12 protein-coding genes and 1 CRISPR repeat array are annotated in these 12261 nt (G+C 36.2%); of the genes, 3 read left to right on the top strand and 9 right to left on the bottom strand.

From position 1 onward, the window contains the following. Positions 1–268: 268 nt before the first annotated feature. Positions 269–1231 carry an alpha/beta fold hydrolase gene (locus H3T48_RS06030; protein ID WP_370567534.1) on the bottom strand — a complete coding sequence of 321 codons (963 nt, stop codon included), beginning with the start codon at positions 1229–1231 and terminating at the stop codon, positions 269–271. A 63-nt stretch (positions 1232–1294) separates the two neighbouring features. Between H3T48_RS06030 and H3T48_RS06035 the strand changes: the two genes are divergently transcribed. Then, entirely contained in the window at positions 1295–1579 is a 285-nt protein-coding gene (locus H3T48_RS06035) for a hypothetical protein (protein ID WP_198188879.1), read from the top strand. A gap of 310 nt (positions 1580–1889) precedes the next feature. On the opposite strand, the gene H3T48_RS06040 is transcribed toward H3T48_RS06035, so the two are convergent. The 7 genes from H3T48_RS06040 to map all read right to left on the bottom strand — a co-directional run bounded on the left by H3T48_RS06040 (position 1890) and on the right by map (position 9211). Further along, positions 1890–2231, bottom strand: a complete 342-nt coding sequence (locus H3T48_RS06040) for a hypothetical protein (RefSeq protein ID WP_198188880.1) — start codon at positions 2229–2231, stop codon at positions 1890–1892. A 40-nt stretch (positions 2232–2271) separates the two neighbouring features. Further along, positions 2272–2571: direct repeats of the CRISPR family, unit length 36 nt; unit sequence GTTCTAACCATCATTGATTTAACAACCATCTAAAAC. 261 nt (positions 2572–2832) lie between these two features. Further along, positions 2833–3996 (bottom strand): hydroxymethylglutaryl-CoA synthase, encoded by a 1164-nt coding sequence (locus tag H3T48_RS06045; RefSeq protein WP_198188881.1) that lies wholly within the window; start codon positions 3994–3996, stop codon positions 2833–2835. Next, the gene (locus H3T48_RS06050) at positions 3996–5207 is read right to left on the bottom strand and encodes a hydroxymethylglutaryl-CoA reductase, degradative (RefSeq protein ID WP_198188882.1); all 1212 of its coding nucleotides are present in this window, start codon (positions 5205–5207) and stop codon (positions 3996–3998) included. Before H3T48_RS06050 ends, H3T48_RS06045 begins: the two co-directional genes overlap by 1 nt. 3 nt (positions 5208–5210) lie before the next feature. Continuing rightward, positions 5211–6362, bottom strand: coding sequence for a thiolase family protein (locus H3T48_RS06055; protein WP_198188883.1), 1152 nt, complete (start codon positions 6360–6362; stop codon positions 5211–5213). 136 nt (positions 6363–6498) lie between these two features. Further along, positions 6499–7395, bottom strand: a complete 897-nt coding sequence (gene galU, locus H3T48_RS06060) for a UTP--glucose-1-phosphate uridylyltransferase GalU (protein ID WP_046306400.1) — start codon at positions 7393–7395, stop codon at positions 6499–6501. Positions 7396–7454: 59 nt separating this feature from the next. Continuing rightward, positions 7455–8378, bottom strand: a complete 924-nt coding sequence (locus H3T48_RS06065; RefSeq protein ID WP_198188884.1) for a YihY/virulence factor BrkB family protein — start codon at positions 8376–8378, stop codon at positions 7455–7457. Between the two features lie 5 nt (positions 8379–8383). Next, the gene (gene map / locus H3T48_RS06070; protein WP_046306396.1) at positions 8384–9211 is read right to left on the bottom strand and encodes a type I methionyl aminopeptidase; all 828 of its coding nucleotides are present in this window, start codon (positions 9209–9211) and stop codon (positions 8384–8386) included. A 139-nt stretch (positions 9212–9350) separates the two neighbouring features. Here map and H3T48_RS06075 point away from each other — a divergent pair, with 139 nt between their 5' ends. Together H3T48_RS06075 and H3T48_RS06080 are read left to right on the top strand one after the other, a co-directional pair. After that, positions 9351–9797: a flavodoxin gene (locus H3T48_RS06075; protein ID WP_046306393.1), complete on the top strand. Its 447-nt coding sequence runs from the start codon at positions 9351–9353 to the stop codon at positions 9795–9797. Beyond that, positions 9790–10323, top strand: a complete 534-nt coding sequence (locus tag H3T48_RS06080) for a GtrA family protein (protein WP_122034618.1) — start codon at positions 9790–9792, stop codon at positions 10321–10323. Before H3T48_RS06075 ends, H3T48_RS06080 begins: the two co-directional genes overlap by 8 nt. 328 nt (positions 10324–10651) lie before the next feature. On the opposite strand, the gene H3T48_RS06085 is transcribed toward H3T48_RS06080, so the two are convergent. Further along, positions 10652–12235: an ABC transporter ATP-binding protein gene (locus H3T48_RS06085; RefSeq protein WP_198188885.1), complete on the bottom strand. Its 1584-nt coding sequence runs from the start codon at positions 12233–12235 to the stop codon at positions 10652–10654. Positions 12236–12261 lie beyond the last annotated feature (26 nt).

The raw sequence follows: 12261 nt of genomic DNA on the forward strand, positions 1-12261 counted from the left end.
CGCAAATTGCGGCAACTTTTTTATTTGTGGATGGAGGTATTTTAATGCTTTAGGTGAATAAATAAAGACCAACCTTTATTATTTGATAAACCGATCTCTTTAAGTAAAGATCATTATCCCTTAACTATTAGAAAGCCAACTCATATATGACATATACTTTACTTTAACAATATACAGAATATGGAAATAAATTAGGTTATTTGTTTCCCCTTTCCACAATTTAATCATAGCATTTTATTGCTAGTCCTTACCACCAAAATGCACTTAATTATTTAACATAATCTTTTAAAAAGCTTGCGATACGCTTACGGTACTCCTTCGGGTGATCGGCAAATGAATCAGCATGTTTGGAATTTGGTGCAACCCATATTTTTTTAGGACCTTTAGTCGCTAAATAATTATGGTATACCATTTTAGTTGGAACAAAAGTATCATGACTACCATGAATAAAGAACATTGGACGATGATTTTTATGTAGTTGCTTAATGCTCGATGCATCTTTCATGAAGTAACCAACTTTTACGCGATTGATGCCGCTCAAGATTTCCACTAATGGGAACCGTGGAAAAGAAGGCATATTATATAGTGCTTCAGCCTCGTGTTCAATTTCATCTTTAACGCTGGTATAGCCACAATCTTCAATAAAGGCCTTAACCTGTCCTGGAAGTCTTAGCCCACTTGTCATCATCGCTGTCGCTGCGCCCATACTAAGACCATAGACGACAATTTGTTGCTGACTACCTTTGCGCTTGAGTACTAAATTAATCCACTTTTTGACATCATCTTTTTCTGGCCAGCCATAGCCGATATATTTTCCTTCACTTTTACCTTGAGCACGTGGATCAGGTGTTAGAGTATTATAGCCCATTTCATGGAATAGCGCGTCATACTCGCCCATATCTTCCTTAGTGTCCATGTATCCAGGCAGAATAATTACTGTCTTATTAGAACTAGCCGCAGGAATATAGTTTGCGACTAATTTATATTGATTGTCAGCCGACTGCATGTACCATTTTTGTTTAGCAGTCTTTTTGAACCACTTTTTTTCTTTGTATAATGGATCCGACTTTTTCAATGTGTCACTGGATGAACTTAAAAAACTTTTTGGTCCTGGTACACAGGCCATTTTAAAGAAATAATAGCCTGCACCAGTAAAAATTACGCAAACTAGCAAAACAACAATTATTAATGAAAGCCATAGCTTTTTATGCTTTAATTGTTTCAAAGAAATGTCACCTTTTCTAAAAATAATATCAATAGTATAACACTTTAAAAACGTATAGGAATCATTATTATGAAATTGACTAACTTATTGCAATTAACGAATGATATAGATGGCCAAACCAAGCTGTTTTTAACAATCAATCAACAAGTTTACCCTTTGGCAAAATTAAAAATTTCTAGCAAAGAGTGTCTGTTGTATCCAGGAAAACAGGCGATGACCAAGGGTAAAATCATTCATTTAGTAAAAAACATCCATGGCCTTGATATCCCCACATATATGGTCAATCAGCAAGAACTCCTTCCAGTATTTGGCATTCAAATATTGCCCGAACAAAATTCAATTAGATTAACTTAGTTTTGATTCAAGGGTAAGCGAGGTCCATCATATTCATGAGTTTTTTTATTTCATAAAAATATGAATTGTTAAAGACAGCAAAAAACAGTTAGTTCCATTCGACTAACTGTTTTTTATTCTTGATTCCTCTAAACAATGAAAATTAAAAAAGCACATTTGAAATGCATAGTTTATTCAAAATAGTTATGCAATAAGCAATTATAAATTAATCCTAACAAAAGCTGATACACTTCGGTAAATTTTAAAAATGTTTAGTAACTTTTGTCTTATCTTAGGCTGGGTAATAACCACTTGTTCTTAGAAAATGAAACTATTTTGAAGGTCCCCACCAATTATGGATTATATCAATTAGGGCTAATAAACCTAAAGCGTTCATAATAAAGCCCTTAGTTTGTGCATGTCTAATCTTAGCGTCAACATCTACTTTTTTCTCTTTACCTGATTTTTTCACTTGTAAGTTAGCATCATAAGGTGTGTCACGCTCTACAGTTACTGGCATATGTAACGCATTTTGTTTTTCGACATATTCAAGTCGCTCGCTTGTTGTTAGCTTATGGAATTCTTCATCAGTAAGGATGCCTGCTCGTTTAAAGGCTTCCCTTCGATTCTTTTTTAATTCTTCCTGCTGGCTATATTGCTTTCCACTAATCATTTTTAGTGCCTCTATTCTCAGCCTTCTTTTAATTATGTATTAGTCTCACTGTTTTGATTTAACAACCATCTAAAACTTTTCCCTGCTGGTAAATGACGCCACGTTTGTTCTAACCATCATTGATTTAACAACCATCTAAAACGTGATTATGGAAAGTACATTGGATATATGGGTTCTAACCATCATTGATTTAACAACCATCTAAAACCGTCCTGGAAGCTTAGCGAGGGCAACTTAGGTTCTAACCATCATTGATTTAACAACCATCTAAAACAAAGGGAAGTTTTTACAAACAGCGCTAAAAGTTCTAACCATCATTGATTTAACAACCACCTAAAACCGATTTTTTATCATCATTTTTTAATGTTGTCTTATCAAAAATAGTTCCGGCAATTATCAAAGTATTTTTCCGTCAACCCAACTATCTCGTAATTGCGAAAAACACACTTTTGAATTAAAAATTAGCTACATTTTTAGTTCAAAAACTTTTAGACTAAAATTAAATCACCTAAATTATAGCACAAGGTTAATTAGCTTAATGTTTTGGTTTCACTTTTTATAAAAATGTGCACAAAAAAAGACCCAACTTTAGGGTCTAAATTTATTTTTGCTTGTATTGACGAACGTGATCTTTAGTTCCAGCAAAGTACCAATAACCGGTTTCTTCATCGCTCTCTAATTCAAGGTTATCTTGAGGAAGTTCAAGTGTCTGAGTAAAAATTTGCTCATATTCTGAAACACTGACTTTCTGCCGACGGGCAATCATTTTCTGGTCACCATCAACATCAAGCGCATTTTGATACTCTGCCACGACTTGACCAGCATAAAACTCACCCATTGCACCTGAGCCATAAGAAAATAGTCCAATTAACGCTTCTGGAACCAAATTACCGTTTTCTAGTAAGCTCAAAAGACTTAAGTACAGGGACGCAGTATAAATATTACCAATTTCACGGCTGTATTGCGCAGAAGCTGTAAAGTTATTTGCTAATATTTCTGCAGTTTCTTGTTCCTGTTTTTCAATTGCCAATTGATTTGCTTTAAATCCCATCTTAACAAAAGGTAGATGATAAATTAGTGCAGCAAAATCGCCAGTTTGACAGTCATTTTGCGCTTTGTAATTGGTAAATGTCCGTTTGAAAAAGTCAAGATAGACCTCGGTAGAGTATTTACCATTGACTAAAGCAACAGCAGAATCGTTTGGACGCCAAAAATCATTAATGTCGGCACTGTAGGCGCTGTGGCCATTTTTCAAGGCTAAAATTCGTGGTTCAGCCTTAATTAGCATGCTGACGCTACCTGCACCTTGCGTCACTTCACCACCAGTGTTTAAACCGTAACGAGCGATATCACTACCGATAACGATTGCACTATGATGTGGGTGAAGTCGAACATAATCTCGCGCAATCATAATTCCTGCGCTCATCCCAAAACAAGCTTCTTTTATTTCAAAAGTTCGCACTTCAGGTGCAAGCTCTAGCGCACTCTTAACAAAAAGTGATGCAGACTTAGATTGATCTACTCCACTTTCCGTTCCAATGACTAGCAGACCAACTTGTTCACGATCAATTTCATCAATATAGCGCATAGTTGCGTTAATTCCCATTGAAACAGCATCCTGCGTTTGATCAGCCACGCTCATTTTACTTTGACCAATTCCAATCAAAAATTTATTAGGATCTTGATTACGCGCATGTGCTAAATCCACCATATCAACGTATTTATTGGGGGTGTAAAAACCAATTCGATCTATTCCAACTTGCATTATTGTCCCTCTCTTATTTGTCTTAAAAACTGCTCCGCAGCTGCTAATGAATACTCTTTTTTGTCAATCATCATTTGCCGCACCTGCTCTTTTTCTCGCGAAGTTGCAGTTAAATTGGCAACAGTATTTTTAGCTTGCAATTTCATGTGTCCTGCTTGAATTCCCGTGGTAGATATTGCTAGCAAAGCAGCTAAATTGTTAGCTAAGCCGACGGCTGCAATTACGTTAGCCAGTTCGCTACTAGTGATATCTTGGCCTAAAAGACGGTAGCTCTGTTTTACATCAGTCCGGGAGTTAATTGAGCCCCCAACCGTACCAATTGCTAATGGAATCGTCAAAGAGCCAATCAACTTGTCATCTTTGACATCCCATTGACTTAGACTACTGTATTTGCCCTTTTCACTGGCCCAAACACCGCAAGCCGCTTCAACGGCTCTGGCATCATTACCAGTTGCTAACAGAACTGCGTCAACACCATTCATGATGCCCTTATTATTAGTAACTGCGCGAAATGGATCGTTTTGCCCAATTTTGCTCAATAAAGCAATTCGTTTAGCCACTTTTAGTCCGCCAACTGTGGCAACATCTAATTCAACTTGTGCGGTAGTGAATTGACTCGGATAATTCGATAGAATGGCAAATAACTTGTCAACAACTCCTGGAAAAGTGGCTAATTTGTTAGCGATAAACTCCAAAATTGAATTTACCCGATTAGCACCCATTGATTCAGCCGGATCGACCAATACTCTGAGCATTACTAAGTCATCTTTTTGTTGTAGATTAATTTGACGAACACCACCACTGTGTTTAACCAAGCTGGCAAATTGAGAGTTTGCTTGCTCGATTATTTTAGGAAAAAGTTGAGAAAGCTCACTTGCATTAAACTTAGTGTCAACTTGTAAAGTGACTTGACCGTAAATTCCGGTACGTTTACTTACTGCTGTAACACCACCGTTTTTTGCAAAAATGCTAGCCCCATGATTGGCTGCGGCAACGACCGATGGCTCTTCTGTTGCTAGTGGAACAAGATACGACTTGCCGTTTACCAGCAAATTCTGCACAACGCCTACCGGAAAACGCAATTGTCCAATAACATTTTCACTTAGGTTATCCAATTCGTGCAAGGTAGTTTCATCGATGTCATCTAATTCTATCCCTTGATTAATCAAATATTCTCGTCTTTTTTCAGGCGTCAATTCATAAAATTTCATTCGTTAAAAGTCCCGAATTAATTCACAGGCAATAGCCTGGCCTCCACCAATACAGAGTGTGACTAAAGCTTTGTGCCCATTAACGTGCTTTAATTCATTGATTGCCGTTCCGACCAGTCTAGTTCCAGTTGCGGCTAAAGGGTGCCCTAAAGCAATTGCACCACCATACATGTTCAACTTTTCACGTGGGATTGCTAAAGCACGTTCTACTGCCACACATTGAACCGCAAAGGCCTCATTTAGTTCGATTACATCATAGTCTGTAATCGTGTTACCCGTATTTTTCAGTAGTTTTTGCACTGCATAATACGGTGCAAATCCCATTTCAGCAGGATCATTACCTGATTCGGCAAAAAAACCTAGCTTTGCAAGTGGCTGCAAACCTAATTCTTCCACCTTGTTTGCAGTTGCCAGAATTACGATGCTGGCTCCGTCACTTATAGGCGACGCATTACCAGCTGTTACAGTACCATCTTCCTTAAAAACTGGCTTTAAGGTGCTAAGCTTGGCAACATTTGTATCTTCGCGGATATTTTCGTCGTGCACTAAGTCATTATTTTCATCAAAAACTTCAATTAACTCATCTTTAAAACAATCATTTTGCACTGCTGCCGTAGCCTTTTCATGTGACCAGCTACTGAATTCGTCCATTTCTTGCCGAGAAACTTGATACTTGTCAGCAAGTCGTTCAGCAGTCAACCCCATCGGCATCCCTGAAAATGCATCGGTTAGTCCGTTAGCAAACATTTCATTTTTTAAATTGCTGCCAGCTTTATCTTCAGCGATAAAAGCCGCATTAGTCATGCTCTCTGCACCACCGACTGCAACTAATTCAAAGTCACCGAGCTCCATTTGTCCTTGAGCCAAGCGCATTGCCTTTAAACTCGAGCCACAAACCTCATTTACTGTCACACTGCTGCTAGTTTCTTTCATTCCAACATTCAGTGCAACTTGCCGAGCCATATTTTGTCCAAGTCCTGCGCTTAGCACGTTACCCATAAATAGTGCATCTAGTTCCTGTGGCTCAATATCAATGCTTTCAAGTGCCCCAGTCAGTGCTAATTCGCCAAGTTCAGTTGCATTTTTTTCATTCCACAAACTGCGGTAGCGGCCAAAAGGTGTTCTTTTAGCTGCAACAACATAAATATCTTTCATAAGTTAATCTCCTCACAAAATATTCAAGTTGAATCTTACCTAAAAATCACGCAGAAAAATAGTAATTTGGCCCACGTTAAGAAAAATTTTACACAAAAAAAGAAACCATTAAGATTTGGTTTCTTTAAATTGTTATTTATTTTTTCTTATCTTCAGCCTGCAACTTTTTAGCTAAATCAATAATATATTGACGTAACTGATCCTTAGTTTCAGGATGTTGAAGCCCGTATTCAATTGATGTTTCAAGGTAATTCTCTTTATTACCAACATCATGACGAACACCTTCAAACACATGTGCAAAAACGCGCTGCGTTTTATTCATTGTATCAATTGCATCAGTTAATTGAATTTCGCCACCCTTATCAGGTTTTTGTTCTTCTAAAATTGCAAAAATCTCCGGGGTAAGCAGATAGCGGCCAATAATCGCATAGTCACTTGGCGCCTTGTCAATTTCTGGTTTTTCAACAAATGACTTAACATTAATCAAACCAGGCATAATTTCATTTTCGGGTTCAATAATACCGTATTTTGAAACTTCTTTATGTGGCACTGGCATTACTGCAATAGTCGAAGCATGAGTTTCATTGTAGCGATCAATCAATTGCTTGGTTAATGGCTCTTTGTCCATCATCAAATCATCACCAAGCATTACTACAAATGGTTCGTCACCGACAAAACTGCGTCCACGCGCAATTGCATCACCTAAACCAGCTGGATAAGGCTGTCTAGTGTAGTAAATATTAATTCCTAAATGGGTAATTTCTTGCGATAGTTTAAGTAAGCCAGTCTTACCTTTTTCTTGTAAGTTTTGTTCAAGTTCTGGGTTAGAGTCAAAATGATCTTCAATTGTTCTTTTGTTTTTACCAGTAACAATTAAGATATCTTCAATTCCAGAATGTTTTGCTTCTTCAACAATAAATTGAATTGTTGGTTTATCAACAATTGGTAGCATTTCCTTTGGCATTGCTTTAGTGACAGGTAAAAATCTTGTACCTAATCCAGCCGCCGGAATAATTGCTTTCCTTACTTTCATCCCTTGTACGCTTTCTTTATTAATCTAAAAAATAATATAACAGATTAGTGCATCTGATGCTAGTTTTTCCGGTTGCGCTTTCCTTGCACATATTCAGCCAAGTGACCTACCGAATAACTCACTTCACCGTAGTTCATTGTCACAATTGCTGCATTCACACAGGTTCCAACCAAAAACAAAATGGAAGCAATATTGAGCCACAACATGAAAATGATGAAAGTGCCAACAATGCCATAGTTTTCCCAGCTAATATGGAAATTATGTAAATAGTAACTAAAGAGCCACGAAAGTGCCACCCAACCAATTAAAGTTGTAAAAACCCCAGGCCAAATGACACGTTTTTTTAATTTTATATTGGGCAAAAAATAATTTAAGTAATACAATGCACCAATTAAAGTAATAATGACCACAGGATAGCGGTAGCTAAAGATTTTTTCAATTTCACCGACTGATAATGAAAAAATTGGACGTAAAAATTCCAATACCTGCTGACCAAAAATAAAAGTCAAAATAAGTAAAGCAAAAATCAATATCATCAAGTTGGTTAAAAAGATGGTAATCGATCTTGTCCAGACAGTAATCTGCCACTTCTGCTTCAGCTCAACTTCACGTACACCGTAAATCCGATTCATGCCAATTCTGATAGCATTTACAAAAGACGAGACCGACCAAAATGCCAGCAAAATACCAAACGAAATATAACCAGTTGAGTTACTTTTTAACAGTGAATCAATGATTGGCATAATAAATTTGGCAATCCGATCAGGAAAAATCAATTTTAGATAGCTAGCAATCGGTTCCGTATTAATGTGAAATAATGGCAAAATGTTTCCGATAATAATGATCAACGGAAAAATTGAGAATAAAACATAGTACGCAATTGAAATTGCACTAGTTAAAACTTCGCCCTGAGTGAACTTGTTAGAAACGGTTTTATAAAATAAAGCAACACGTTGACTGGCTGCGCTCGCTTTTCTACCCATTCAACTTAGTCATCCATTTCGTCAAAGTGTGGCAAATACTTCTCATAACCATCATATGGCTTTTGTAAAGTTAAAATCTTAGGACCATCTTTAGTGATGGCAAAAGTGTGCTCAAATTGTGCAGATTTAGAGCCATCTGGAGTAGCGTAAAAAACCCAATCATCGTTTGGATCAGAAACAGTTTTTTGCTCAATCCGCCAGTCACCCCCGGCTTCAACCATTGGTTCAACCGTAATTGTCATTCCTTCGCGAAGACGTAAACCATGTCCTGCCTTACCCCAATGAGGAACTTCAGGATCTTCGTGAATACTTGGTTGGATACCATGACCAACTAGTTCTTTTACGTCACCATAATGGTGTTCATCTTCAACGAAATGTTGGATAGCAGCACCAATATCACCGATTCGGTTGCCTAAAACAGCCTGATCGATTCCAAGGTACATTGCCTTCTTAGTTGTTTCCATTAAGTCCCGATCTTCAGGAGAAATTTCACCAACTGCATAAGTGGTACATGAATCAGTTTCAAAACCGTTAAGGTTGCAAGTTACATCAACCTTAACCAGATCGCCTTCTTTTAAAATGGTGTCCTTACGTGGGGTTGCATGAGCAATTTGGTCATTGACTGAAATACAAGTACCATATTTGTAGCCCTCAAAACCTTGTTCTGATAAGCGACCACCACGGCTTTTAACAAAGTCTTGGCAGAATTCTTCAATTTTCCAGGTCGTAATTCCTGGCTCAATGACATCGCGCAATCCTTCAAACATTGAAGCCAGTAGACGGCCAGAAGCTTGCATACCTTTAAGTTCACGAACAGATTTAATTGTTATCAAAATTAAACTTCTCCTCTTAGTAAAATGATGTTTATTATCATTATAGCGTTTTTTAAAACTTTACTAAAGAATTTCATCAATACAGTGAAATTATGTATAATGTTATGATGAATAAAAAAGAGGAAAGGTAAGGAGAAGTATGAAAGCTAGAATTGTCTATGCTAGTATGACTGGTAATGATGCCGATATGGCAGATATCTTGGAAGAAGATTTACAAGACTACGGCTTTGATGTGGAAACAAGCGAAGCAGAATTTACCGATGCTAGTGACTATTTGACAAGCGACCTCTGCATCTTCGTCACTTATACTTACGGTGAAGGTAAAATGACTGATGACGTTGCGGACTTTTATGAGCAACTAAAAGAATTGGATTTAAGTGGTAAATACTTCGCCGTGATGGGCAGCGGCGACATGGTCTATGCTGACCATTTTTGCGAAAATGTCTTTGACTTTGAAAAAATGTTTAATCAAGTTGGTGCAAAAGAAGTAACTAAACCAGTTACAATTGAAAATGCACCGGATGATGACGATATCGCTGCTATTGACAATGCCGCAAAGGAAATGGCTGATCAATTAAATGGCTAAAAACACTAACACTAATTCATCCAAGTTTAATTCAACGTCTGATCCAACCATTCATCGCTTGGGACAAAACGTGGTTAAACGGCACCGTAATTTATTTGTTTACATGATTTTCGGTTTTATTGCTGCTCTCATTAACACCGTGGTATTTATGGTTATCCACAAATACATGCATAGCCCCGTATTAATTTCAAATACAATTGCGTTTGTGATTTCAAATTTGGCCTCTTTTGTTTTTAATCAAAAAGCCGTTTTTACAAATAACGTTGATGAAGAGCACTCTACTTGGCAAAAGTTAATCGTCTTTTTCACTTACCGCATTATCAGCTTGATTCCAGACAGCCTCATCATGTTAGTTGGTCTGTCATGGTTAAAAATGAATGCACTATTCGTGAAGATTCTTGATCAAGTTCTGGTTGGTATTTTCAATTACTTGACTACCAGATCTGTTTTCCAAGCAAAAGAAACAACGATGATTGAACGAGCTAAAAAGAAGCTCAAAGAACATCAAGAAAAGCGTCCAAAATAAAAGAGTCATGAATTGTTCTAAGCCAAAAACTTGGAAAAAAGTTAATATCATTTCTTTAAGGTCTGATTCCGATATCCTTTCGGAATCAGACCTTTTAGTGTCTCTTTAATTCTTGGTTAGAAATATTTCAGTTTTATCCGAACCTGAGAATGTTTCCATTAAGCTATCAAAATTTCAAAACCGAAATCAAAAAAGAGCATCAAGCTACTTGGTAGCCTGATGCTCAATCAAGATATTATAAAGCTGCATTTTACAAAGAGTCATTATAACTATCTAGTTACCATGACAAATTGCAGCTTTTGGTAATTGATTTTTTAAAAAAGAAAAATTATTGCGTTGGAGCTATTTTCACAATATTTGAATAATAAGATAATTCGTCTGCCCTATGTATAACACTTATAATTGTCGTGTTACTTAGGTACTTGTTAATCATTAAGTAAACTTTTTTGATGGCCTTTTCATCTAAACTACTTGTAAATTCGTCAAGTAATAAAATATCCGGTTTAGTAATAATTGCTCGCAAAAACAAAATTTTTTGAACTTCACCGCCGGAGATTTTATTCTTAAAATCTCCTGGTGTCTTATTATTTAAATCATCTCTAGTTTGAATTAAAGTATCTAAGCCAATTTCTTTAACTAGGTTCAAAACTGTTTCAATACTAGCATTTAAATTAGGATAACAAATATTTTTATAAATAGATCTGTTAAATAACGGGGCATCTTGTGCGATGTACATTATTTTGGGCGCACTTTGAAACGGGAAAATTATTTCACCCTTACTCGGTGTATAAAAACCACTCAGAATTTTCAAAAGTGTACTTTTACCTGAGCCGTTTTGCCCTGTTAATGCATTCATTTTATTTTTTTCAAAGGTTAAATTTAGATTATGAAAAATAGCTTGATCACTTTTATATGAGTAGTCAATATCTCTAATTACCACTTCGTCTGTCTGATCATCAAATTTAACCATATTAGGTTTTTGCTCAGATGACACACCATATTCGAGTTCGGACAAACCTGCTCGAATGCGGTTTAATAATTCCTCTATAGCTAAATACTGTGGGCCAAATCCGGATAAATTCAAAATAGAATATAATAAAATTAGAATGACTGAAAGTGATTGAATTTTATTACTCCCAAATACATGCTGTCCAACTGCCGCAATTAGAAAAGCTAAAACAACTATTATTAATTGTTGTATTATTGCGGCCTGATTTGTAATGCTCTGAACATGTTGATATGACTTTTGCTCATTAGAAAGAATACTGTTCATGTAATTACTTTCATATTTTTCAGAATTACTAGATGAGATTGTTTCAATATTTCGATAGTAGTCAATCATATATTCGTTTACAACAGATGCACTTTTTAACGAATTAGATATGTTTTTCCTGTTGCGCTTTGCCATCCACACAGAAATTGCTAAATAACCAGAAAAGAACACCAAGTATAAAAAACCAAGTAGTTTATTTTCGATACCTATCATGATGGTATACAGCACAATCATTACAGCCATTTGAATTATGATTTTTAAACTACTTTGTTCCAACTCACGGCAGGCAAAAGAGACGTCCTTAATATAGCTTTGGACTTTACCTACAGGATGCTTTGAAAAATAGCTGAAAGGTTTATTAGTAACTACTTCCCACAGTTCTTGTTTAGAATATTTCCTAACTGCCTGAACAAATGTATTGTTGAAGTAATCAATAAACGGTATCGTCATAAGTGAAACTAACAGGGCTATTAAATTACCTAATCTGTTACTTTCACTTTTATTTGTTGAAAATAAATTAGTGATGAAATAAGGTTGCGAAAAATAAAGTATATATCCAAAAAGCACGAAGATAGAGAAATATGCAATTTTGCTAATACCAATTTTTTTAATTACTCGTTTTAAGTATTTCCAAATCATTTTTCTTTATCCAATCGTGGCTTTTC

This window comes from Lactobacillus sp. M0403, from assembly GCF_016101265.1.
Taxonomy (GTDB): domain Bacteria; phylum Bacillota; class Bacilli; order Lactobacillales; family Lactobacillaceae; genus Lactobacillus; species Lactobacillus apis.

Coding starts and splice junctions, on each gene's coding strand:
- H3T48_RS06035 (WP_198188879.1), top strand. CDS start 1,295: ATGAAATTGACTAACTTATTGCAATTAACGAATGATATAGATGGCCAA.
- H3T48_RS06040 (WP_198188880.1), bottom strand. CDS start 2,231: ATGATTAGTGGAAAGCAATATAGCCAGCAGGAAGAATTAAAAAAGAAT.
- H3T48_RS06045 (WP_198188881.1), bottom strand. CDS start 3,996: ATGCAAGTTGGAATAGATCGAATTGGTTTTTACACCCCCAATAAATAC.
- H3T48_RS06050 (WP_198188882.1), bottom strand. CDS start 5,207: ATGAAATTTTATGAATTGACGCCTGAAAAAAGACGAGAATATTTGATT.
- H3T48_RS06055 (WP_198188883.1), bottom strand. CDS start 6,362: ATGAAAGATATTTATGTTGTTGCAGCTAAAAGAACACCTTTTGGCCGC.
- galU (WP_046306400.1), bottom strand. CDS start 7,395: ATGAAAGTAAGGAAAGCAATTATTCCGGCGGCTGGATTAGGTACAAGA.
- H3T48_RS06065 (WP_198188884.1), bottom strand. CDS start 8,378: ATGGGTAGAAAAGCGAGCGCAGCCAGTCAACGTGTTGCTTTATTTTAT.
- H3T48_RS06075 (WP_046306393.1), top strand. CDS start 9,351: ATGAAAGCTAGAATTGTCTATGCTAGTATGACTGGTAATGATGCCGAT.
- H3T48_RS06080 (WP_122034618.1), top strand. CDS start 9,790: ATGGCTAAAAACACTAACACTAATTCATCCAAGTTTAATTCAACGTCT.
- H3T48_RS06085 (WP_198188885.1), bottom strand. CDS start 12,235: ATGATTTGGAAATACTTAAAACGAGTAATTAAAAAAATTGGTATTAGC.